This is a genomic window from Exiguobacterium sp. s101 (assembly GCF_018617835.1).
Taxonomy (GTDB): domain Bacteria; phylum Bacillota; class Bacilli; order Exiguobacteriales; family Exiguobacteriaceae; genus Exiguobacterium; species Exiguobacterium marinum.
Map to the genome: position 1 here is coordinate 1 of NZ_JACSKX010000007.1, position 24089 is coordinate 24089.

The following is a 24089-nucleotide window of genomic DNA, read 5'->3' on the forward strand; positions in this document are numbered from 1 at the left end:
AAAAACCTGAGCCCGGTGGAATACCGGACGCAGGTTCTAAAGGTCGCCTAACGAAACTATTTAGTGTCTAACTTTTTCGGTTCAGTTCACATTCCCACAACCTTTTTTATACCATCGTCATCTCGCCCGCTTGGCTTTGATCTTCTTTTCTCCGAAAGTAAAGCGCCATCGACAAAGAGAGCAATATCAAGACAAAATAGACAGTCCGTTGCCAAAACGTAGCTTCGGTGTCCCCTTGGAACAGTGCAATGATATAATCACTCCCACTGACTAAAAACAGTCCGGCAAGCAAAAGAAAGATTCGATAGCCGGCCCGACTCCGCTCCCCTTTCACTTTGAAGAAAAGGACACCATAGTAGACAATCGCCAGAATCGTCACATAACCGATTACGCCAACAACCCAACTCATCTTGATGCCTCCCTCACTCTCTATTTTTCTGTTTCCTCCCCGTTATCTTAACATATTCTATTCATCATACTATGTTAAGATGGTCTAAAGAAAACGCGGAAAGGAACGATCCTATGAAAACGTTTCGCCTCGTCCAAGTCCGTCTCGTTCAAGACGAATACGGCAATGAACTGAACTTACCAATCGATTTGCTCGACGGATTGATCATCTCCAAAGAACACGACTCTGAGTGGCTACTCGAGATGCTCGTACCGACCGAGTCCGCGGTCACGCTCCATCACTACTTAAACAAACGAATTCTTATCCTCGCCGAGGCAATCATTACGTCCCGGACGAATGCCCCGGCTGCGCTCGCCTTGACGTTCACGAGCGAACGCGCTTTGAACGATCATCATACGTTCGTCGCCGAGGGACTTATGTTGATCCCGAAACAGGATGCTACGAAACAAGTGCTTGATTCCTTGATTCAAGATGGGGTTGCCACATCGAATTTGAAACCAGCTTTCTTCGAGAAGAAAGTCGAGCTGCAGCAAACGTTCAGCCGTTTCGCCTTTAATCAATTAGTCAAAACCGGGTCATTCGAATAATCGAATGACCTTATTTTTATTTCCCCACAACCTTGGACCCTTCAAACAAAAAAAGACGGAGAAATAACCTCCGCCTCACACGTAGATAAAGAACAAGATGACCATCATTGTCATTCCGATAACTTTTAACAACGTGCTGCCGAGAAAGGCGAGAACCGTCCCGACGCCGATACTCCATGCCTCGCGTGTCGTCTTCCCGAGCGTCAATTCTGCCAAAAATGCGAAGATGAACGGGAAAATAAGGACTCCGACGAGCGGGAATATGAAAGGTCCGGCAATCAAGCCGATCGTCGCGCCCCATTTCGCTCGTTCCGAGCCACCTCGTTTGTCCACCGTTGCCCGGGTAACGACATAGTCAACCCCAAACAAAAAGATGAGGAAGACGGATTGCCATACCCAGAACGTCCAAGTCAGTGGCTCAAATGAGAAACCAAACCCATAAATCATGTAACCGATAAACAAGAATAGGACACTCGGAATGACTGGGTAAATGAGTCCGGCAAAAGCGACTACAAATGATGCGATAATAAATACCCATAATAAGGTCGTCATGACATTCTCCTCATTTCATAATGGCCGGATCGGTGATATGGTCAGCTACATTGACTGCCTTCACCTCAAACTGACCATGTTGATGGATGATATAGTTCGAGCAGGCGTTCCGCATCGCATGACGGAACGTGTATGTGTCATCAATCGCTGAAAGCGCTGCTTTGATTGCATGTGAATGGCAGACGACAATGATGCGCTTGCCTGGATGTGTGTCGACCAAATGCTTCATTCCTTCTAAAACACGGGCGCGCATCTCACCTTCCGACTCGAGGCCAGGAAGGCGCTCTTGATCATCGGCTTGAACAGCCTCATAAATACCTTTTACCGGTTGTCCCGATGCCGCTCCAAATTCACGTTCAATAAACCGTTCATCTAAACGAATCGCCCCATGCTCGATACCACATGATGTCGCAATCGCTTCTGCCGTATGAACCGCACGCGATAAGGGACTAGAAACGATGATGTCCCACTGTTCTTGACTTAAAAAAGCTGCACTCTCTTCGGCCTGTTGACGTCCGAGTGCATTCAAAGGATTATCTTCGCGCCCTTGAATAATTTCTAAACGATTCCAATCGGTCTGACCGTGCCTGACTAAACATAACTCTGTCACTACTTCCACTCCTTATACTTTCAATCATCACTCATCGTACCATCTTCCCTAAAAATCGCAACGTCATACCATGCATTCATCAATAAAACGGTTGATGCGTACCATAAGTTGTTTTTCGTTGATTGGATTGTCCGATTGCAGGAAACTTGCAAGTGAGTGCGTTCCATTAGGAAATGAAATGAGTTGGACGTTCGCACCGACGTCACTCGCATGTTCGACGAAGTGAAGCGCCTGGCCAAATGGCACAATCGGATCTTTCTTCCCATGTAACAATAAGATTGGCGGTGCATCAGCGTATAAATGGGAAACGGGTGAACATTTCACCATCAGTTCACGCCACTCTTCACGGCTTCCTTCATAGAATTTCAAATGAGCCAACCACGTCTGAATGAACTTGAATAATAAAAAGTTTGTTGGTGGATACAAGGCGATAACCCCTTTGATTTTTGGGAGATCATCCCCGAGTTCACCTACAAATTGTTTGTGACGATCGAGTGCTGTCGCGAGCAACAAAGCCGCTCCCGCAGAATCGCCCCACACGAGTAATTGCTGTGTATCAAGCATCAACAACGACTCGTGTTTCTTCAAATAGCAAAGTGCATCTGAAGCATCGGAGATATTATCAGGGAAATACACCCCATCTTCAAATAAGCGATAATCGATACTGACGACAGCGATTCCTTTCCCTAAAAAGTGATCGAGTAACGGATGAAACAACGTCACCATGCTCCGGTCCCCTCTGACAAATGCTCCCCCGTGTGCATAGACCGCTACCGGGAATGGACCTTCACCTGGAGGGAGATATAAATCAAATTGGAGCGGACGATCGTTGACAATTTTATACGTGTACGTGTGACGCCGGCGTGTTGTCGGTCGAATCGGCAATTCGGGTTCTTGCCATCTGACAAGTGACCCATACTGACTCCACACGCTAGCCCCGGCTGCAGTCGCGGCAGCAATCGCCGCACCACCTACAAACCAGGCAGTCTCCTTTCTCATACAATCCACTCCTCGTCCCTTTTTTTAATCATATTCCCGTTTTTTTCAAAAATCTATCCATCAGAAGTCGGACTTGACGTGCTTCGAAAGGCACACTATAATATTAATCGCAGTCATAAAACGTAATTGTTACGATTTAATATTCAGATAATTTTTGAAAGGTGGACGATGAAAGATGAAAAAGACATGGCTAGGTGCCGTCGCTGCCGGGACGCTTCTACTTGGAGCTTGCGGTAATACCGAAGGAGATAACACAACGGAATCAACGGGCGACAAATTGACGGTGTATGCCTCGACCTTCGCTTTAAAGTCAATAGCTGAAGAAATTGGCGGAGATCAAGTCAACGTCGAAATGGTCATTCCACCCGGAGCAGACCCGCACACATTTGAACCCACTTCTAAGCAGATGACTCAAATTGCTGAAGCCGATCTCTTTTTGACGATTGGTCACGATTTAGAGCCATATGTCGAATCAATGGAGAAGAGTTTAGATGGACAGAACGTCACCTTCGTTAAAACAGCGGAGAACGTGGTGTTGCTCGATGCAACTGATACCGTTCATGTTCATGAAGAAGATGGACACTCGGAAGACGGGCATGCCCATCACGACCACGGACAATACGACCCTCACGTTTGGCTCGACCCAATGAACGCCTTTACAATGGCGGAAGCCGTTGAAGCAGCTCTCAGTGAAGAGGCCCCGGACTATAAAGACGAGTTTGCGGATCGCTTAAGTGCATTCAAAGAAGAAACGGACTCCCTAGATAGTGAATTGGCAGCAGCGGTCGAAAACGGGACGAAATCAGAACTTCTTGTAACGCATGCCGCTTATGGCTATTTAGCTGAACGCTATGGATTCGAACAATTACCAATCGCCGGACTCACACCTTCTGAAGAACCATCACAACAAGCCCTCAAACGAATCATTGAAGAGGCTCGTCTCCACGACTTGAACTATATTGCCTTTGAAGACACGGTCACACCAAAAGTTGCTGAGGTCGTGAAGCAAGAAATCGGCGCAGAAAGCGTGACGATTTACAACTTGGAATCGGTCACAAAAGAACAGATGGATAAGAGCTATTTCGACTTGATGCGTGAAAACGTCAAGGCACTCGAGACAGCTTTGAAATAATTAAAATCCCGAAACGAGATGGCTCGTTTCGGGATTTTTTCATGCTTCTATTCGACGGTCTAACGTCTTCATCGTGACGAGAAGCAGGATCAGGAGCGATACTATGACGCTCATCATCCAGAAATCCCCGTCCATGAAGAATGATCGCGTCCACTCCCCTGTACTCATTCCCAACCACGCTTGACTGACACCAAATCCAATCAGTGCGATCACACCAAAACGAATCCATGTCATCTTCGGAACAAACCGTTTGCTGACGAGATAGCTATTCAACACCAATAGACCAATATAAGCGGCGAGTAGAACGTTCCAAGCCGTGTCAAATAGGACAGGCACCACCCCGCCCGTCACAGCGTACCCCCATGTCACCAAGAATACAGTGAATGAGATGAGCGTGATGCGATAAAGCGACTTGACTCCCGTTTGATACGCAAGAAACGGGTTAATCAGAATGCCAATCCAGATGAGTGTGCCAATCACGTCCATGAGCGAATCTCCTTTATACCATTTTTTTACATAGTATCACATCAGGTCCATCCTTACTCATAATAAATTAAGACAAACTCTTCTCGGGACACGGCCGTCTCACAGAACTGTTGCAACCGGGTCCAGTCTCCCCAAATCGTCTCGAACTCATCTTTTGCCACGAGCGCCATGTCTTTCACGTCATCTCGTCCGAACGCATGCAACGTGTCTTTGACGATGTGAAGCAATTGAGGAGTCAGTATACCGACAACGACCGCCTGCGCTTCATTCACAATCAACTCCTCGCCAACGAGTGCCATTTCCATATTGTATGTGTCCGCCCCATCGATATACACTTCGATTTGACTGAGCACGCGTTGAAACGGTTCCACATTCGGAAGCGTCAGCGTGTCGTCCCGATCCCGATATTGCTCATGCATATGAATCAACCAGTCTAAAATCATCTCCGGTTCTTGGTTGAACGATACCCATACTTCTGGGGAAACACGTACATAATGCGTCGTCTCCATACATGAACGCCCCCTTTTTTATGACATTACCCGTCTTGTATATGTAAAAAAACCGCCTACTTAAATTCGTAGACGGTTTCCTACATCAAAAACGATTTGTTCCTGTTTGTTGTTCTTCTGGTTCGCTCTCCCAAGCTTCGATATATTCACGGCCAGGAAGGTTCTCAACCGAGTCGACATAAAAGACCGGGTCTTCTCCTGCTCGACGTTGTAACAAGTAATCATCGAGAACGGCGCGAGCCACCTTCGCCAAGCGGAAGATCGCATACAAGTTCACGAGTGCCATGAGACCCATGAACACGTCCGCAATCGACCAGACGAGACCTGCAGAACGGACCGCACCAAACAAGACCATTCCGACGACACCGATGCGATAGAGCGTGACGTAGATTTTTTTATCTGAGATGAACTGAATGTTCGTCTCTCCGTAATAATAGTTTCCAAGAATCGAACTGAAAGCGAATAAGAAGATTGCAATCGTCAAGAACGATGTCGCTACCGGACCGACTTCTGCTGTCAATGCAGCTTGTGTCAGTTCGACACCTGCAAACGATTCTGAACCTGCTACTCCTGAAATCAAGATGATCATCGCTGTCGATGTACAGACGAGTAATGTATCCACGAAGACACTAAACGATTGAATCAATCCTTGTTTGACAGGGTGTGACACTTCCGCTGTTGCAGCGGCGTTCGGCGCAGAACCCATACCTGCTTCGTTCGAGAAGAGACCACGACGAATCCCTTGAAGCACCACCGCACCAATCGCACCACCGAAGAGTTGCTCGATTCCGAGGACTCCCTCTGAGAAGATGAGGCTGAAGACGTCTGGTAGGAGATTGACATTTGTCACCATGATCCAAATCGCGAGTAGGATATAGCCACCTGCCATGACTGGAACGATAATACTCGACAAGAGTGCGATAGATTGAATCCCACCGAAGACGACAACGGCCGTCACAATCGCAAGGACAATCCCAACGACTGTTGTACTGATCCCAAACTGATTACTCACAGAGAGTGAAATCGTATTCGACTGTACCGAGTTGAATGCAAATCCAAATGCGAACGTAATCAAAATTGCGAATAAAACACCGAGCCAGCGTTGACCAAGCGCACGTTCCATATAATAAGCCGGTCCCCCGCGCCATGTGCGTCCGTCACGAATCTTATACACTTGTGCCAATGTACTTTCGACGAATGCAGATGCTGCTCCAATCAAGGCAATGAGCCACATCCAAAAGACCGCCCCTGGACCACCGAGCGCAATCGCTGTCGCCACACCGGCAATGTTACCTGTACCGACACGTGCCGCCGTTCCGATTGCGAACGCTTGGAAAGAAGATACTTGTCCTTTCTCACGCGCCGTCCCTTCTTTAAACAAAAGACGGAACATTTCAGGAATCATACGGAACTGGACGAACCCCATACGAACCGTAAAATAAAGACCTAATGCGACAAGTACAACGATGAGCACTTGCGACCACAACAAATCGTTCGCCTGCGAAACAAGCTTCTCTACCAATTTCTCCATACTAATCCTCCATCATTCTAAAACTCTTAACAAAAAAGTCATGTCAACTTTTTTAACATGAGTAGAATTATAGGTAAATTATACGAAAATTGCAATATTAATTCACTTTCTTGCATGATGGACTATTTGACCAAATCGAATCTTGCAAAAAAAAAAAAAAAACGAATCAGATTGCTCATCGCAACCCGATTCGTTAAATATTTCATATTTAGATAAAGAGGTTCAAGTTGCCGTCTTCTGCTGCGCCAAGATATGCCGCAACACCACCAAGGTCGACCCCCTCGATCAGTTCTTCTTCTTTGATGCCCATGACATCCATCGACATCGTGCAGGCTACCATTCTCACACCTGCTTCTTGCGCTGACTTGATCATCTCTTCGACAGAAGGGACGTTCTTGTCACTCATGACTTTTTTCATCATTTTTTGACCGACACCACCGAAGTTCATGTTCGAGAGCGGAAGTTCGCCGGCATGTCCTGGCATCATCATACCGAACATTTTTTCAAGGCCTTGTTTCTTCACTTCCGGTGCGTCCGGTTTGCGAATGACATTGAGTCCCCAGAATGTGAAGAACATCGTCACGTCTTTACCCATCGCTGCAGCACCTTGCGCAATGATGAGGGATGCGAGCGCACGGTCAAGGTCTCCACTGAAGACGACCATTGACGCACCGTCTTTTGTTGGAGCGCCCGCCTGCGGAGCAGCCGGACCTTGTCCTTTTTGAAGGATGGCTTCGACTCGTCCGTTAACAAATTGTTTCGAGACGAGCTTATTGCCTGTCTTCTTCGCCCACGCTTCGATATCAGCGAAGAATCCTGGATCACTTGCGAGTACGCGGAGCGTTTCGCCTTCTCCGAGGTCTGCGACTTTCTTATTCACTTCCAGAATTGGTCCCGGGCATTGTAGACCACACGTGTCTAAAATAACCGCTTCACCAATTGGTGCATTCGTCATCTGTGCTGATTCCTCCTCTACAACAGTTGCTGCAGTTTCATTTGATGTGTTCGCCTCTTCAAGCGCCTCGAAATCACGATTGATTTGTGACCACGTTTTGTAGCCACCGCTCAAGTTCTTCACTTTGAATCCGTTTTGACGCAAGATTCGTGATGCGAGATATCCACGCAGACCGACTTGGCACGTTACATAAATTGTTTCATTCCGGTCATAGTTGTCTAAGTTTTCACGTAATGAATTCAACGGAACGTTGATTGATCCCGGAATCTTCCCAAGTTCATGTTCTGATTCGTCACGCACGTCAAGCAATGTCGCTCCATTTTTCACGAGCTCATCGATTTCATCCCAATGTACGACTTCGTTGTCGCCGAGCACGACGTTCGAAGCGACATAGCCGATCATATTGACCGGATCTTTCGCTGAACTGAATGGTGGAGCGTAACTGAGTTCGAGATCCGGAAGGTCAAGAACTGTCAAACCACCTTTCATCGCTGTGGCAAGGACATCGATACGTTTGTCGACTCCATTGATGCCGACACCTTGCGCACCGTAAATCTCACCCGTTGTTGGGTGGAACAAGAGTTTGAGCGAAACTGGTGTCGATCCTGGATAGTACCCTGCGTGTGAACCCGGGTGCACGTGGACGGCTTCATAAGTCTTACCAGCCGCTTTCAAACGTTTTTCGTTCCATCCTGTCGATGCGACCGTCATATCAAACACTTTGGCAATTCCTGTTCCCATCGTTCCGTTGTATTTAACGTCACGACCATTAATGATATCCGCCACAAGACGTCCTTGACGGTTCGCTGGCCATGCGAGTGGTACAACGGTTGGTTCTTGGAAGACATAGTCGAGTACTTCGACGGCATCTCCGATTGCATAAATATTTTGATCTGATGTGAGCATTTTTTCGTTGACACGAATCGCGCCGCGCGTACCTGTCTCAAGGCCCGCTTCCCGTGCAATCGTCGATTCAGGGATGACACCGATTGACATGATGACCATATCCGTATCGATGACGCGACCGCTTGTCAAATGTACTTTCTTCCCTTTTTCAGAGAATGAAGAAACACCGTCTGATAATTGAAGTTCGACACCGTGAAGGCGCATGTGTTCATGAATTGGAGCGACCATCTCGCGGTCAAGTGGCGTCATGACTTGGTCTGCCATCTCGACGAGTGTGACGTCAACGCCGCGCTCACGTAAGTTTTCCGCCATCTCAATCCCGATGAAGCCCCCACCGATTACTGTTGCGTGTTTTGGTGCTTTGTCATCAACGTAGCTACGAATTTTATCCGTGTCCGGGATGTTACGTAGTGTGAAAATATCTTCTGCTTCATCGATTCCAGGAATGTTCGGACGAATCGGTTTCGCCCCCGGTGATAAAATGAGTACATCATATGACTCATCATACGTTTCACCGGTTTGGACGTGTTTCACTGTCACCGTTTTTTCGTCACGGTTGATTTTTGTCGCTTCCGTCAAGTTGCGGATATCGAGTTGGAAACGTTTGTTCATTCCTTCAACTGTTTGAACGAGCAATTTTTGACGATCTTGAATGACGTCTCCGATGTAGTATGGAAGACCACAGTTCGCGAATGAAATATACTCCCCACGGTCGAACATGACAATTTGGTTTTCTTCATTTAAACGACGGAGACGTGCTGCTGCAGATGCACCACCTGCTACTCCACCAACGATTACGATTTTTTTACTCATTGTCCATTTCCTCCTCTGACGACTTCTCCTGGCCAACTCATCAAGCCATCTTCTATATTGACCACTTTATAGCCTCTTGCCTCCATTTGCCAAGTTGCTTGCGTGCTACGTGCACCAGAGCGGCAAAGAACGACATATTCTTCAGCAGGATCGAGTGTATCAATCCAAGTGGTGATTTCTGATAACGGATAGTTTTTTGCACCTTCGATATGACCTTCTTCAAACTCGTCACGTTCACGTACGTCGACGATGTTTACAGGCACTTCAAAGTCCATCTGACGTTTTAAAGCGGATGCTTTCATCACTGATCTACCTTTCCTTTTCGATTCAATCTATACCATTCGGCTTGGTAGCTGGCGTCCAACAAGTTTGTGATTTGTTGAACATTTCGCTTCCACGTCATTAATATACCCCCTTAGGTATTAGAATGCAAGAAATAATTTTGACGAAATGTAGAATTTTTCTTCATTGCTCATTCGGATAGTTGATGCTCGACACATACTCCCCCATGTATTAAGATAAGCCTACACAATGAATAGTTGGTTAACTGAACAATTTTTCCTATAGAGGTGAATGATATGGAACCGTATGTATACGATGCAAAAGTATTGAATCGCATGAAACGCGTGGAAGGACAAATTCGCGCCATCATTCGTATGATGGAAGAAGGGAAAGAGTGTCGCGATGTCGTGACACAACTCAGTGCCGCCCGATCCGCACTCGATCGTGCCTCGACAATCATCGTGGCTAAGAATTTAGAGCAGTGCATCATCACAGCTCAGGAAGATGGTGAAGATACGTCAGAAACGGTAGAAGAAGCCATTAAAATGTTGATGAAACGCTAGTTCCCCTTGCTTTCCCTGTTCAAATGGGAGAAAGTTAGAGTAACGACTTACTAAGGGGGATTTCCTTGTGAACTTCGAAGAAAAAGTAGAATCATTCAAAGCGCTCGCCGCTGAACGCAATATGACGTTCAAAGAGAGCGACACTGAAACGCACGTCACGTTTTTGACGCGTGAAACAACAAAATCCGGGGCTCAGCCCGTTATGATTATCGCTTTTAACAAAAAGACGACAGACGCTGAGTTGTACGCTGCGACCGTCACGCACGTCCCAGACTATGTAGAAGATTTACCGATTCTCAATGCCTTGAACGAGTTCAACCAGGAGTTCAAATACTTCCGCTGCGTACTCGACAGCGATCGTGATGTCACACTCGCCTCGACACTCGACCTCGACCTCGGTTTCTCACCAGAGATCATCTTGCAACACTCATTCATGATGTTCCAAGCGGCCGATGAAGTGAACGAGTACATGCAAAAATTGTATACACAAGTACAATAATGAAAAGCCGCCCGGATTTTTTCCGTGGCGGCTTTTTTGAAACATCTTTCTACTCCATCTCGTATGGTTGACCAAGGAGGCGATTCGACATGACACGTTATGAACGATATGTAGAGGCACTAGATGCCATCAAAGAAGCGACGAAATGGGAACTGACAGATGATTTCCGACGCTTGATGGCCATTCATTACGCGATTCACAACACCCCGTTCGATGCATCACGATTTTCAGACGCACGTGATACATTGAAACAAAAAACAAAGATATTCTCAAAGTTCAGAGGTAGCCAAAACCTCGTGTGGCTTTCGTTTCTCGACGCTAAGTACGAAGACATCGGAACTGCGATCGATGAGGCGCTCCGACTTGATACATTGCTCGACCGTAAACACTTCCGCTTCAGTTCATTGCGTCCTTTTTTAGCGAATCAACTGATCAATGTAGATCACCCTGAGCAAAGACTCGATGAGGCGACGGACCTGTACCAAACGTTTAAGCAACATCATCCCTGGTTGACGAGTGAGGAAGACTTGTTATCAGCACTCGTACTCGTCCAAGCGTTTGACGACGTCATCGATTTAAATGAACGCATCGAGCAGCACTATACATTATTGAAAGACCGACTTCCGAAGTCAAACGAACTTCAACTCGTCTCTCATTTACTGACATTCAGCGACTCTTCTCCAGAAGAAGCGGTGTCACGATTGCTCACTTGGAAGTCGCACTTAGAGGAAGTAGAAGTATCCATCCGTCGTGAACACTTGCCTGCGCTCGCCCTACTTAGCATCGTGACAGAGCCGAACATGGATTCCATACACGCCGTAAAAGAAATTGTGGATGTGGAAAAAGACAAGCAGCGCTGGTTCAATACACATAGCGTGCTCGTCGCTCTTCAACTTGTGGCAGCCGACCACATCACTACTGGAGAAGCGAACGATTTATTGCTTCACGGCACATTCGCTCATCTGCTCGCGATGCAACAAGCGATGACGGCTGCCACGACTGCCGCAGTCATTGCCAGTACCACGTCCACGAACTAAATTAGACGAGGTATGTCGCGAGACACGTCAGTACAAATACAGAATTCGCAATCTCCACAATCCCAATCTTCATGATTGGGACTTTTTTGCCGTAGAACCAAATAGCACGAATCAGGCTTGGTGCGTAAGCTAATACGAGCAGAGGATAACCCAGTACAATGAACACGATGATCAGTAGTATATGATACCCCCACGAAAGGTTCCGATAAATAATGCTCTTCTTTTCCCGAATCATCGTCTTGACGAAAAAGATACTCCCGAAGAAATATAAGTATGGTAAGACAAACACCCATATCATCGTCTCATCTAAGACGCGTGCCCCAAGATAATAGCTCGCCATCCCGCCGATACAGAACGAAGTGACAGCACTAGCGTCGTTCCATACGTTTCGTTCATCTTTGATTTTGGCAAAGTAAGCGTTCACGAGACCAAATGGGATCATCGCAACGGCGAACCAGATGAGACTCCACACCACGAGAAATACTGGCACGATAGCTGCGATAGCAATGATGAGATACATCATTACCGTGCGTAAGAGGTCACGCGACTTCTTGCGCTGTTTTATGTATTGGAATAAGAAAAATGTACCCATGTAAACAAATAGCCATGCGATTGCAAAAGATACGTGTGCCCATGTCCATCCTCCGACCATTCCTCCGAGAACGAACGGTAAAATGAGCATCGACCATGCCCCATGTTGATTTGGAATCATCCATTTCATCACCTATCACTCCTTCATCCTTCAGTGTATTAGACGGTGAAGGCATAATCTATGAGATTTGACACAAATAGCGAAAAAGAAAAATATGAACCAAAAAAAGATCTCATGCGAGATCGTTTTTTGGTGTCCAATTTGGCACGACAGGTGTCGCTTGCGGTTCGTCGACGACGAGCATCTTTGTGACGACCCGCCCGGCGATTGACACCGCGACGAGCGTATACAATGCGCTCGATAATGGTAAATAGATGAGTGAAATCCCAAGGACGATCACATCAAAGATAATCAAAATCGTGCCGACCGACACGCCTGTCCATTTCGATAAGCCAATGGCGAATAAATCGTCGCCTCCGGTAGCTCCACCTGACTTCAAGACGAGACCGAGACCATATCCGGTCAAAATCCCACTCGCGATGGCAGCGAATAACGTCGCCGGCCATACTTGAATATCAAACGTGAGCAAATCGAGACGGTCCCACATCGCATAACTGAGCGATAAGCACGAAGCGGCTAATACCGCCTGCCCGACAAAACGCCATCCTCTCCACCACAAAGCGACGATAAAAAATGGGATGTCGAGCACGATCATCGAAATCGCCGGGTCGATATCAAATAAATAACGACCGAGTAGCGATAATCCGACGAACCCGCCTTCCGCCAAACCAAACTGTTCATTCAAATAATAATAACCGAACGCCATGATTAGCGTTCCGAGCACTATGGTAGCAACTCGTTTCATTCCGATTGTCCTCCCCGTTCTTGACGGAGAGGAGGATCCTCAGTCGTAGCCGCGGTTCCATCTGTTCCATCTCCGATCTTCCGTTTGTTGATTGATACACGTGATTGTGATCCTTCAACGCTAGAAGTCCGGAAGTTGGAACAGAGGCCATGTCCTCTCGGTATCCATAAAGACCTTCCTTTCTCAAATTGCGCGTAATCTTGTACACAGTTTACCACATATTTTGATTTAGTTGCTGAATGTTACCTTTAGTGCATGTTACGTTTCGGTAAATCTTTCTTCCCGAACCACCACCAGTTCCAATCCCCGAACAGTTTCATGAGGGACGGAACGAGCAGAATCCGGATGATGGTCGCATCAATAAAGATGGCGAGCGCAATCCCGACTCCGAGCTGTTTGATCGGGCTGACGCCTGTGAAGGCGAACGCACCGGTGACAACAATCATAATGATGGCTGCCGAGGTAATGATTTTACTCGTTTTCGCCAGTCCCATCTCCGTCGCGTAGTCATTGTCACCCGTCTCCCGGTAATATTCTTCGATTCGTGAAACGAGAAACACCTCGTAGTCCATCGACAACCCAAAGACGAGCGAGAAGATAAAGACCGGAGTCAAAATACTGATTGTCTCGGCATCATACACATAGCCCGACTCAAAGATGATGACGAGCAGTCCGAACGTCGCCCCTAGACCGAGCACGTTCATGAGAATCGCTTTGATCGGAATCAAGATAGAACGGAACGCCCACATGAGGATGAAGAATGTCGCCAAGATGACAGTGATGACCGCATAGGGGATACTGTCATAAATTTCGTCGTAAATCTCTTCATTGAAGGCTGCCGGTCCACCGACTTCGAACCCTTGATTTCGCCAATCGCGTACGAATGCTTGCGCTTCTTTGTCGCTCGGAGGTACATCAAAGCTCACGTTGACGAGTGCCAAATCCGTATTCCCGTCAAGTGTGACGAGGCGTTCAAGCGGAACGAGTTGTTCAGGTGCCGCCAGGGCGAGTTGCGTAAACGTCTCCGGTGTTAACCCCGATGTCGTCAGGAAAGTCGAGACGTTATCGACGATGTCGACTTCATTCAACTCATCCGTGAGACTCGTCAATTCCTCTAAAATCATCGGATCGGTCAAATCGTTCGCTTCGAACAGAATGACCGCATCGGTCGAATTATCCCCAAACACATCATCCCATCGCTCGAGCGCAGCTCGTGATTCGTATGAGGTCGGGAGCGCGTCGGCATCTGGTATGTTCAACTCTAAATCGCGAACGAACCAAAGGCTCGGTAGTAATAACAACAATGCAACGAGTGTCATCGTCACGGGACGCTTCATCACGAAGCGGGCAAGCTTTTGCCAACGCTTTTCAGAACGGGTCTCATCAGACTTGATGATACGTCCTTTATTCAAGGCCTCACCGACTAAGTAAAGAGATGACGGCAAGAGTGTCAGTGCCGATAACACCGCCCCTGCAACCGCAATGAGTGCACCGAGTGCGATTGCCTGAAAAACGTCGACCTGGATGAACAATAGGCCGGCCAATCCGACAAATACACAAAGTCCCGAGAAGAGAATCGACCGCCCGGCCGTCGCAACGGTTCGTATGATGGCCTCTTCTCTCGATTGTTCACGCGCCAATTCTTCACGATACCGATTGACGAGTAACAGGGAGAAATCAATCCCGAGCGCGATGGCAATCATCGCTACAGCATTCAGGACAAAGATGGATAATTCCATGTTTTGTGCAAAAAAGAATAGTGATCCCGCCGCCACAATGAATGTAATCAACCCGACGAGTAACGGCATGAGCGCGGCGAGTGGTGTGCCAAAAACGAGCAACAACACAACAAGCGCAACCGGAATCCCGATTAACTCTGCCCGAATTAAGTCATTTTTTGAAGCCTCATTCAAATCGTCCGCAAATACGGGTTCTCCCGTCAAGCGGACTTCGGTATCCGTGTCCACGATGAGCGCGTTTCGGACGGCATCAATCGAGGATTCCGCCGCATCGTAATCTTCGAATTCCAGCACGAAATAGGATACGTCTCCTGACCGGGCGTCTGGGTTCTCTGCCGGTGTGATCACCCCGTCAATCTTTGGAATCGCTTCAAAGCTTTCCTGTTGTTCGTCCATAATCGCATCTAGGTCCCCACCTTCGAATAAGACGATCATGGATGCCCCTGCCCGATCAAATCGTTCATTCAATGTATCTTCCACTTGTTGGAACCGTCCGTCTTGAATCGCAAAACCGTTTCCTTTTAATTCACTCGGAAGCTGCAATCCAAAATAAACTGACCCCGCAATTAAAATTGCCCAAACGAGTAGCACCCCATATCGAAAGCGAATTAACTGCCTACCCAACCATTCCATCCTTGTCACTCCTCCCTATCTAACCATTTACTTCCCGTTTCTTTCTCCATTCAGCATCACTTCACAAAAAAATCCTGAACCCGTGCTCGGTTCAGGAGCTTTGTCGTTCAAAAACTTGAAGCCAACTATGACAAAATCTTGGTGGTGCGGACAAGACGACGAGACGATCGCCTCGGTCGTCTAATAGCATAACCTTCAATAATTGATTGTCCGCACACGCGCTTGAACAAAATAGCTCTTTATCCCGGTGAAATAGCTGAAACGACTCCGTCGATGTGATGGCCGTCGTTTCTCCGACTTGATCGAGAATGACCGTGTCACGGTCTCCTTGGTAGGGAATGCGCCAGTTTTCATTCGTTATCACATTTTCAACTAAAAAATGATGAGTTCGTTCATCGAACAGGGTCACGCATGTTTCAGGTGTGAATCGTTCGAAATCATACGTCCCTTGATACGCCAGCTCGATGATGTCCCCGAACATCGGGACTTCCTCGTAACGACTATACCGAAACGTATGATCGTCAAGGTTCAAAGCCACGACATCCGATTCGGCTGAATATAAGAAGATGTCATTACCTTGCCAATGGTGCAGATTGCTAAACCAATCTCCGTTGAATCTTTGTGGAATCGCATGTGTCTCCATCGTTCCTCGTTGTAAATCAATGACTCCATAAAATCCTCTTTCTTGAAACCAAGCTACGGCACGCGTCGTATTCGGCTCCACATATAGGGCGCACGGTGTCCATATCCAGTCAATCTCCCAGCGAATTTGAGATGACTCGTCAAAGAACAAAAAGCCAGTTTGCGCCAAGTACAACATCCAACCTTCACCGACACGTTCTAACCATTCGATCGTTTGATGAAATTGAAAGTCTGCTGTTTGTTTGTACATTTGATCACTTCCTAATTTCAGCTTAGCAACGACCGAAACGAAATTCGATTTTGAATGTGTTCGTTCAACACATTTCTTATTTTCCTGTATACTGACGGTATAGATTTATGGTTTAGAAAGGAGAATTCCAATGCGTCCATTACAATTATCGCCAGAGACCGCTGTTGAGCTTGCGAAAAAATTAAACGTCCCGCTCGAAGAACTGATGCATATGCCGAAGCACATCCTCGTCCAAAAAATGATGCAACTCGAATCATCTCAATCAGAGGGAGACACACCAAAGGAGACGGATTAACGTCTCCTTTTTGATTACTGCTCTTTACGTTTCCGCTTCTTCGATACATACCAGAGACCGCCGATCACGGCGAGTGCAGCACCACCGGCCACAGCGTATTTGCTGTAATCCGGGCGACGCTCGGTCACGACAAGTGTCGAAAGGGGTGCCACCGTCATGTGGCGTTCTTCGACTTGGCGCGGTGCCGTCAGATTGACGGTATGGTCTTCTACGTTCACCTCAAACTTACCAGAAGGAAGTTTGACCTCGACCGCCTCTTCGAGCCCGTTATGATACACGATGTGTCTTTCTACGTAACCCTCTACGTGGCGGCTCAATTCAAACGCAATCACGCCTTCTTCTTCATCGAAGAAACGTAAGTGTTTACGAATCTGTTCCGTGTTCTCGAGTCGGAATAGCGGATATTGCTTCCGCAGACGCAAAAGGCCTTTGACATATTCTACACTTGGCGCTTCTTGTTCCGCTCGTGTCCAGTCCACACGGTTGACGACTTCACCTGAGTTAAAGCTGTTCTCATCCCCGTCTTTTGTCCGGAAGAACTCCTGGCCACTATGGAGGAACGGAAGCCCTTGTCCAAGAAGCACAATCGATGTCGCTAAGCGGTGACGGCGCCGACGTGTCGTCTCATCATCTTCAGGGTTCGTCACGGATAACTTGTCCCAAAGCGTCAAATTGTCATGACATTCAACGTAGTTGACGACCTGGTTCGGCTCATCAGCGAAACTTTGGCTCGTGATTCCACCAGCAATCCCTCGTTTCACGTCTGCTGTCATGTCCGTGTTTCCACTCACCCAGCCCGGCAAGTCTTCGATGAAGACGTCTCCTCGGACACCGTCTCGAATCCCGTCATTGAACTGGGCAATCCGCGGCATTTTGTGCGCATTATGTTGGTTCGCTTTTTTACGGACTGGAAGGGGCGTATCCAAATCCCAACCTTCCCCGATGACAAGGATTGATGGGTCGACGCGGTCGAGCGCCTTTCGAATCTGATTCATCGTCTTGACGTCATGTAGTCCCATCAAATCAAAACGGAACCCGTCAATCATGAATTCTTTGGCCCAGTACGTGACACACTCGACCATGAGCTTACGCATCATCGTGCGCTCGGATGCCGTATCGTTCCCGCATGCCGAACCATCTGCTAGTGTCCCGTCTTCATTTAATCGATAGTAGTAGTCAGGGACAAATTGACCGAGCGGCGTCGTCAACGCATCGTACGTATGATTGAATACGACGTCCATGATGACACGGATGCCTCGATCGTGAAGCGCCTGAATCATTGCTTTTAATTCGATGATTCGCGTCGCCGGGTCATCTACCGACGAAGCGTAAGAACCTTCGACCGCAAAGTAATGCACCGGGTCGTAGCCCCAATTATAGTTGTTTTCCCCCTCACGCGACTCATTCACCGAGCCGTAGTCAAAGAACGGCATCAATTGAAGATGCGTGATGCCGAGCGAGGTGATGTAATCGAGTCCGGTCGGGTAACCGCTCGTGGTCATCGTACCTGTCTCGGTCATACCTAAGAACTTGCCACGGTGCGTGACCCCGCTCTCCGGATGACTCGTCAAATCACGGACGTGCGCTTCATAGATGACCGCTTCTTGTGAAGAATTGAATAGCGGACGTTCTTTGATCCAATGGTCCGGGTTCAAAGATGCCGGGTCGAGCAGACATCCACGCTTCCCATTCACTCCGACGACTTTCGCATATGGGTCGAGCGATTCTACTTTCTTGCCGCCAATCATCGCTTCAAATACATAAAATTGATCTTCGTATAAGGCACGGTCGAGTTCAATCACCCACGTCCCCTTTTCAGCCGGTTCTAGTTCGAGTCGTTCAAACTTACGGGCACGGGCTGTGCGATATACCTTGACCGACATTTGTTCCGCGACCGGAGACCAGACACGTAGTCGAATCTGTTCCCCTTTGAACGTCACCCCTAGGTCTTTCCCGTGATAGGCAACGTGATCTAAGTCTGCATGTGTATGTTGATCCATTGTACGTTCCATCTCTTCACTCCTTCACTGCTTCAAATCTGCTATCATTATAACAAAACCACACAAAGGATGGATGAAACATGGCAAAAGACAATTCTTTCGATATCGTGTCAGAAATGAATCTTGAAGAAGTAAAGAACGCAATCCAAATTGCGGAAAAGGAAATTTTAAACCGTTATGACTTCAAAGGCTCAAAAAGTGAGATGTCCCTCGACAATGGCGACCTCGTCCTCATCTCGGATGACGACTATAAACTCGAGCAATTAAAAGACGTTTTGATCACGAAATTGATCAAACGCGGTGTCCCGACAAAAAACCTCGACTATCAAAAAGTAGAGCACGCACTTGGCGGCACGGTGCGTCAACGCGTGAAATTGAAGAGCGGTATCGATAAAGATGACGCAAAAAAAATCAACAACGCCATCAAAGAATCAAAATTAAAAGTAAAATCACAAATTCAAGACGACCAAATTCGTGTCACGGGTAAATCACGTGATGACCTCCAGGCCGTCATGCAACTCGTGCGTGAGCTCGAGTTGTCCGTCGATGCCCAATTCACGAACTTCCGATGAAACTCGCTATCATCAGTGATCCGCACGGTTCGTTTGATGATTTAAAGGCTGTTCTCGATGACGTTCATCGCGAAACGGAGCACATCCTCTGTCTCGGCGACCTATATGAGTGCCATATCGGAAAGAAGCGACGCCATGAGCGGTTTCATCATGTCGAAGACGTTGTGACGTACGACCCAAATTATGAAGCGTTACTGACCTTCCCAAGTCTACGGGGCAATCAGGAGGAGCGAATCGACGAGGTACTCGTCATCGACCACCCTGTGAAAACACGAATTTCCTTGTTACCCGAACAGACGACTCTTGGAGAGGCACGCTTTTTACATGGGCATCAAGTCAAATGGAACGAGGACTGGGAACCGATTGTCGAGAAAGGGACATACCCGTTCGTCTTCATCGGACACAGTCACATTCCGGGTATTTATCGAAAAGGTAAATCTCTTCCATGGGAAATCGGGACACCGTTTCACTTGAAGAAAAAACGATATGTTATCAACGTCGGCGCCGTCATCTTTGACCGGGAATAGTGTCTATATGACACGGAAGCCCGAACGGTGACACGGATGAAAGTGTGAGCATAGGAAAAGGACCTCAATTTTTTGAGGTCCTTTCGTCTGTCTTACATTTCACCTGGAGCTTCGACACCGAGTAAACGGAGTCCTTCTGTCAATACGAGCGTCACTGCCTTCACGAGAGCGAGACGTGACTGTTTGCCCGCATCGTCTTCTAGGACGCGGACATGGCCGTAATACTTGTTGAACGCTTGCGCGAGGTCAAGTACGTAACGGCTGATGATGGATGGTTCACGGCGTTCATGAGCACGAGTGATGACGTGCGGGAACGCGTTGAGCATCGTGACGACATTCCATGAGTGGTCATCGTCTGCACCGGCGAACGGTGAGCCATCATAGTTTCCTTTACGAAGGAGTGAGTTGGCACGGGCATTCGTATATTGGACGTAAGGTCCTGTCTCGCCTTCAAACTTGAGCATGCTGTCGAGGTCGAATTCAATGTTGTTGATACGTTCATTCTTTAAGTCGTGGAAGACGACTGCACCAACACCGACCATACGGGCAACGTCTTGTGCGTTCGCAAGGTCTGGGTTCTTCTGTTCGATGTTCCCTTGTGCCTTTTCAATCGCTTCTTTCAAGACTTCTTCAAGAAGAACGATGCGTCCTTTACGTGTCGACATCTTCTTCCCTTCCTGCAAGATCAAGCCGAACGGTACGTGATGCATGCCATCGACAAAGTTATATCCAAGCTTACGAAGGACCGAGAACAGCTGTTTGAAGTGAAGGGCCTGTTCGCCACCGACGACATAGTTCGCTTGCACGAAGTTGTACGTCTCGTAACGATAGATCGCTGCTGCCAAGTCGCGTGTCGCGTACAATGTCGCGCCATCTTTCTTCTTGATCAAGCAAGGTGGCAAGTTCTCGTCTTCGAGCGAGACGACCATCGCGCCCTCACTTTCGACTAAGAGATTTTTCGCTTCGAGCATCTCGACGACGCGTCCCATTTTATCGTTATAGAACGCTTCCCCATTGAAGCTTTCGAATTTCACACCGAGGAGGTCATATACTTTTTGGAACTCTTTAAGTGACTCGTCACGGAACCACTGCCAAAGTTCTGTCGCTTCCGCATCACCATCTTCAAGCTTTTTGAACCAAGCACGACCTTCGTCTTCGAGTTCTGGTTGTGTCTTCGCCTCTTCGTGGAAATGGACGTATAATTTTAAGAGTTCTGCAATCGGGTTGGCTCGTACCGCTTCTTCATCGCCCCACTTCTTGTAGGCGACCATCAATTTCCCAAACTGAGTGCCCCAGTCTCCAAGGTGGTTGACGCCGACGACGTCATATCCGTTTTTACGTGCGATTTGGTTGATTGCATTCCCAATCACCGTCGAACGCAAGTGACCCATCGAGAACGGCTTCGCAATGTTTGGTGACGAGAAGTCCGTCACAATCGTTTCATTGCGTGCCTCGTGTGTTGCATACTCTGATTTTTCCTCAAGTACCGTGTTGATGATTTCTTTTGATACGACATCACGGCTCAAGAAGACGTTGACGTAAGGTCCCGCCGCCTCCACTTTCGTGAACAATTCATCGTTCAATTCATTTGCGATATCTGTCGCAATCATAACAGGTGCTTTCCGGTAAGCTTTCGCCAATTGGAAACACGGGAACGCGAGGTCACCGTGCGCCTCGTGTTTTGGCTTCTCAATCAATGCTTCAATTTGGTCAATCGTGAGTTCTTCACCGATGACACGGGATAGTGCTTCTGCATACTTGCGTTCATAACTCATCTGTATGTCCTCCTTCTTCAATAACAACTCATAAAAAAAACGCCCTTTGCATAGATGCAAAGAGACGGGAATTCCCGCGGTACCACTCTTCTTGCCTGCATGATGCAGACCGCTTTATGGTGATAACGGTTCCCTCCGGCTATGCCTACTCTCGTTTCGGATAGCATCTCAAAAGTGCGTTTCGCGACGTTTGTCAGCCCGGGCTCTCACCAATCCCCAGGTCGCTTTGTTGACTAAACCATCGTTACTCTCTTTTTCATCGACATTCGTCTATGCGGTTGAAAAGCAACTTCATTATAGAGGATATTCCCTGTATACTCAATGCTAGAATTCAAGCAGGATAGAAGAGAAGCAGGACTCTCACGAAATCCTGACGAATCTTTACTATTATATCTTGAAATTTCCCAAGCTAGGAGGGAACATATGAATCACTTTCGCAAGATGTCCGTGCTCGGCTGGAGTATATGGAGCGTTTTATTCCTCTTCACCATCGGATTATTTGCATTGGATATCCTGCACGCCCCAACCATCGATCCGTTGTCGTTTATTTTAATCTCATTACTCGTCGTCATTTTTCAACTCGACTCAATCGAAGTCAAAGGTGTGTACTTCACTTTTTCTGAGAGTATCGTCTTAATCTTATTTTTATTTTTTGGATTTGAAACGGCACTCATCGTCAACCAAATCGGATTGTTTATTTTTCAATTTGCCAATCTGAAACCAAAAGTCGCCATCCGTCGATTCCGTTTCACTTATCCTTGGAACGCCATTACAGCTTATTTAGAAATTGTTATTCCGGCAGCTGTCTATCTCGCCATTGGTGGCGAGACCGGACTTGACTTTTATTCACAGGAATCTTTTGTTCCACTCGCCGGACTGTTTCTTGAAATTTTCTTAAACACCGTGTTCCAAAAATATCAGGTGAAATGGTGGTTCCGTGTCGACATCGCCTTGAGCGACTTTATGAAGATTGCATTTTATACGTACGTCGTCAGTCTGATCTTCATTTTAGCGGCGGCATTGTTCCGAGAGACCAATCTACTTGTCGTCAGTAGCATCGCGGCTGCATTAACATTTTTTATTAAGCGGCTCCTCATTCAAAAAGAGCGGCAAGATGCATTCAAATCGTTGATCGAACAATACGATGAAGCAAAAGAAGCCGTCTCCTTGTCACAGAGTGAGGCGCAAGCCATCGAAGTTTTTTTAAGTCAGTGTGAACAATTGAATCACTACGATGAAGGATATGTCGAGTTTAGATTGTTCGATCGTATACTCTACTTTGATTTGAAGACACGTCAACCAATCGATCGACCAGTAGTATACGCACTACTCGACATCAGTCAACCGAATGACCCCGTCCTCGACTATGAGATGCGATTTGAATGGGATGCCTCACTTTCCGATGCTTTCCATAATGACTATCATAGCTTCGTCTCTGTCCGCTCGGAAGAAATAGAAGGAATTCGTACATGGATTGTCATGACCGGCGAGCAGGTTTATGGATATCCAAAAATCATTCAGCAGGAAATCATCAAACTCTTAAAGTCGTTCAATCGGACCATCAGTCGGTGTCATGAACGAGACCGTCTCTATACCGAGAGCCGGACGGATAGTTTGACGCTTCTCGCAAATGCACGCGCATTTTATGAATATGGGATTCAACAAATATCCAATATCTCGATGTATCCGATTTCGGTCGCCATGCTCGATATTGATTTCTTCAAAAAAATCAATGATACGTATGGACATCAAGTCGGTGACCACGTGTTACAAGAATTCGGGCGACGAATTCGACAAGTACTTCGTACAGATGATTTTGCCGCACGATATGGCGGGGAAGAATTCATTTTACTCCTCAACCAGTGTGATATGACCCAAGCGATTGAAGTCGCAGAGCGCATTCGTCACCAAATCGAAGCAAAACCATTTTGTGTCGACCAATACGAAATTTCTGTGACCACGTCGATTGGAGTCGATACGATTGAAGCGTTTGGAAATAAGCGTCTAGATGATACGATTCGAAACGCAGACCGTGCGCTGTATGTCGGTGGGAAATATGCAGGACGTAACCGCGTGGCACACTTCAACAATTTAACGACGTAAACTCCCCTTTCTCACATCGAATTGGGGAGTTTTTAAGTTGACAACTAGATTCGAAACAGGTACGTTAGGGAACGTGTTTACTAATTGAATAGATTAACTTTTTATCGAGAGAGACGGAGGGACTGGCCCTGTGAAGTCTCGGCAGCGGGGAACCTGTGCCAAATCCAGCGGGCGTATTGCTCGAAAGATGAAAAGGGTATTTCGCACGAAGGACCTTTTTCTCAGA

General features: G+C 47.3%; 24 protein-coding genes, 1 riboswitch and 1 other annotated feature. Of the genes, 9 read left to right on the forward strand and 15 right to left on the reverse strand.

What is annotated here, in order from left to right; translation table 11 throughout:
- Positions 1-106 precede the first annotated feature (106 nt).
- Complete coding sequence (locus tag KNO76_RS07355) at positions 107-409, reverse strand: hypothetical protein (RefSeq protein ID WP_026824482.1); 303 nt, start codon at positions 407-409, stop codon at positions 107-109.
- 113 nt (positions 410-522) lie between these two features.
- On the opposite strand from KNO76_RS07355, the gene KNO76_RS07360 reads away from it, so the two are divergent.
- Entirely contained in the window at positions 523-996 is a 474-nt protein-coding gene (locus tag KNO76_RS07360) for a YwpF-like family protein (protein ID WP_026824483.1), read from the forward strand.
- Between the two features lie 75 nt (positions 997-1071).
- Here the strand turns inward: KNO76_RS07360 and KNO76_RS07365 are convergent, their stop codons facing one another.
- The 3 genes from KNO76_RS07365 to KNO76_RS07375 all read right to left on the reverse strand — a co-directional run bounded on the left by KNO76_RS07365 (position 1072) and on the right by KNO76_RS07375 (position 3157).
- Positions 1072-1548, reverse strand: a complete 477-nt coding sequence (locus KNO76_RS07365; RefSeq protein WP_214700984.1) for a DUF456 domain-containing protein — start codon at positions 1546-1548, stop codon at positions 1072-1074.
- 10 nt (positions 1549-1558) lie between these two features.
- Positions 1559-2158 carry a histidine phosphatase family protein gene (locus KNO76_RS07370; RefSeq protein ID WP_026824485.1) on the reverse strand — a complete coding sequence of 200 codons (600 nt, stop codon included), beginning with the start codon at positions 2156-2158 and terminating at the stop codon, positions 1559-1561.
- Between the two features lie 63 nt (positions 2159-2221).
- A complete protein-coding gene (locus tag KNO76_RS07375; protein WP_214884266.1) occupies positions 2222-3157 on the reverse strand; it encodes an alpha/beta hydrolase in 936 nt (311 codons plus the stop codon).
- A 175-nt stretch (positions 3158-3332) separates the two neighbouring features.
- Here KNO76_RS07375 and KNO76_RS07380 point away from each other — a divergent pair, with 175 nt between their 5' ends.
- Positions 3333-4289, forward strand: coding sequence for a metal ABC transporter solute-binding protein, Zn/Mn family (locus tag KNO76_RS07380; protein WP_214884269.1), 957 nt, complete (start codon positions 3333-3335; stop codon positions 4287-4289).
- A gap of 39 nt (positions 4290-4328) precedes the next feature.
- Here the strand turns inward: KNO76_RS07380 and KNO76_RS07385 are convergent, their stop codons facing one another.
- From KNO76_RS07385 to KNO76_RS07405, 5 genes are all read right to left on the reverse strand, one after another.
- Positions 4329-4775: a hypothetical protein gene (locus KNO76_RS07385; RefSeq protein WP_214884278.1), complete on the reverse strand. Its 447-nt coding sequence runs from the start codon at positions 4773-4775 to the stop codon at positions 4329-4331.
- Between the two features lie 53 nt (positions 4776-4828).
- Positions 4829-5284: a hypothetical protein gene (locus KNO76_RS07390; protein WP_214884281.1), complete on the reverse strand. Its 456-nt coding sequence runs from the start codon at positions 5282-5284 to the stop codon at positions 4829-4831.
- An 85-nt stretch (positions 5285-5369) separates the two neighbouring features.
- Positions 5370-6815, reverse strand: coding sequence for an alanine/glycine:cation symporter family protein (locus KNO76_RS07395; RefSeq protein ID WP_214884284.1), 1446 nt, complete (start codon positions 6813-6815; stop codon positions 5370-5372).
- 208 nt (positions 6816-7023) lie between these two features.
- The gene (locus KNO76_RS07400; RefSeq protein WP_214884287.1) at positions 7024-9489 is read right to left on the reverse strand and encodes a CoA-disulfide reductase; all 2466 of its coding nucleotides are present in this window, start codon (positions 9487-9489) and stop codon (positions 7024-7026) included.
- A complete protein-coding gene (locus tag KNO76_RS07405; protein ID WP_214884290.1) occupies positions 9486-9791 on the reverse strand; it encodes a rhodanese-like domain-containing protein in 306 nt (101 codons plus the stop codon). Before KNO76_RS07405 ends, KNO76_RS07400 begins: the two co-directional genes overlap by 4 nt.
- A 276-nt stretch (positions 9792-10067) precedes the next feature.
- Between KNO76_RS07405 and KNO76_RS07410 the strand changes: the two genes are divergently transcribed.
- The 3 genes from KNO76_RS07410 to KNO76_RS07420 all read left to right on the forward strand — a co-directional run bounded on the left by KNO76_RS07410 (position 10068) and on the right by KNO76_RS07420 (position 11870).
- Positions 10068-10334, forward strand: a complete 267-nt coding sequence (locus KNO76_RS07410) for a metal-sensitive transcriptional regulator (protein WP_026824493.1) — start codon at positions 10068-10070, stop codon at positions 10332-10334.
- A 67-nt stretch (positions 10335-10401) separates the two neighbouring features.
- The gene (locus KNO76_RS07415; protein WP_026824494.1) at positions 10402-10833 is read left to right on the forward strand and encodes a type III secretion system chaperone family protein; all 432 of its coding nucleotides are present in this window, start codon (positions 10402-10404) and stop codon (positions 10831-10833) included.
- Between the two features lie 89 nt (positions 10834-10922).
- The gene (locus KNO76_RS07420; RefSeq protein WP_214884293.1) at positions 10923-11870 is read left to right on the forward strand and encodes a DUF4003 family protein; all 948 of its coding nucleotides are present in this window, start codon (positions 10923-10925) and stop codon (positions 11868-11870) included.
- A gap of 1 nt (position 11871) precedes the next feature.
- Here the strand turns inward: KNO76_RS07420 and KNO76_RS07425 are convergent, their stop codons facing one another.
- The 4 genes from KNO76_RS07425 to KNO76_RS07440 form a co-directional block, all read right to left on the reverse strand.
- Complete coding sequence (locus KNO76_RS07425; RefSeq protein ID WP_214884296.1) at positions 11872-12591, reverse strand: YwiC-like family protein; 720 nt, start codon at positions 12589-12591, stop codon at positions 11872-11874.
- 103 nt (positions 12592-12694) lie between these two features.
- Positions 12695-13327 carry a YitT family protein gene (locus tag KNO76_RS07430; protein ID WP_214884298.1) on the reverse strand — a complete coding sequence of 211 codons (633 nt, stop codon included), beginning with the start codon at positions 13325-13327 and terminating at the stop codon, positions 12695-12697.
- A gap of 248 nt (positions 13328-13575) precedes the next feature.
- On the reverse strand, positions 13576-15699 hold the full coding sequence (locus KNO76_RS07435; RefSeq protein WP_214884301.1) for an MMPL family transporter: 2124 nt from the start codon (positions 15697-15699) through the stop codon (positions 13576-13578).
- Between the two features lie 91 nt (positions 15700-15790).
- Positions 15791-16591, reverse strand: a complete 801-nt coding sequence (locus KNO76_RS07440) for a hypothetical protein (protein ID WP_214884304.1) — start codon at positions 16589-16591, stop codon at positions 15791-15793.
- Positions 16592-16721: 130 nt separating this feature from the next.
- On the opposite strand from KNO76_RS07440, the gene KNO76_RS07445 reads away from it, so the two are divergent.
- Positions 16722-16886: a YycC family protein gene (locus KNO76_RS07445; protein ID WP_084483550.1), complete on the forward strand. Its 165-nt coding sequence runs from the start codon at positions 16722-16724 to the stop codon at positions 16884-16886.
- 14 nt (positions 16887-16900) lie between these two features.
- On the opposite strand, the gene pulA is transcribed toward KNO76_RS07445, so the two are convergent.
- On the reverse strand, positions 16901-18898 hold the full coding sequence (gene pulA, locus KNO76_RS07450) for a type I pullulanase (RefSeq protein WP_214884307.1): 1998 nt from the start codon (positions 18896-18898) through the stop codon (positions 16901-16903).
- A 68-nt stretch (positions 18899-18966) separates the two neighbouring features.
- Here pulA and KNO76_RS07455 point away from each other — a divergent pair, with 68 nt between their 5' ends.
- Entirely contained in the window at positions 18967-19458 is a 492-nt protein-coding gene (locus KNO76_RS07455) for a YajQ family cyclic di-GMP-binding protein (protein WP_026824501.1), read from the forward strand.
- Positions 19455-19985, forward strand: coding sequence for a metallophosphoesterase family protein (locus KNO76_RS07460; RefSeq protein WP_214884310.1), 531 nt, complete (start codon positions 19455-19457; stop codon positions 19983-19985). Before KNO76_RS07455 ends, KNO76_RS07460 begins: the two co-directional genes overlap by 4 nt.
- Before the next feature lie 92 nt (positions 19986-20077).
- Here the strand turns inward: KNO76_RS07460 and argS are convergent, their stop codons facing one another.
- The gene (argS, locus tag KNO76_RS07465) at positions 20078-21760 is read right to left on the reverse strand and encodes an arginine--tRNA ligase (RefSeq protein WP_214884313.1); all 1683 of its coding nucleotides are present in this window, start codon (positions 21758-21760) and stop codon (positions 20078-20080) included.
- 57 nt (positions 21761-21817) lie between these two features.
- Positions 21818-22029: a binding site (T-box leader), on the reverse strand.
- A gap of 154 nt (positions 22030-22183) precedes the next feature.
- Here argS and KNO76_RS07470 point away from each other — a divergent pair.
- A complete protein-coding gene (locus KNO76_RS07470) occupies positions 22184-23863 on the forward strand; it encodes a GGDEF domain-containing protein (RefSeq protein WP_214884316.1) in 1680 nt (559 codons plus the stop codon).
- A 98-nt stretch (positions 23864-23961) separates the two neighbouring features.
- Positions 23962-24057: riboswitch (SAM riboswitch) on the forward strand.
- Positions 24058-24089: the final 32 nt, after the last annotated feature.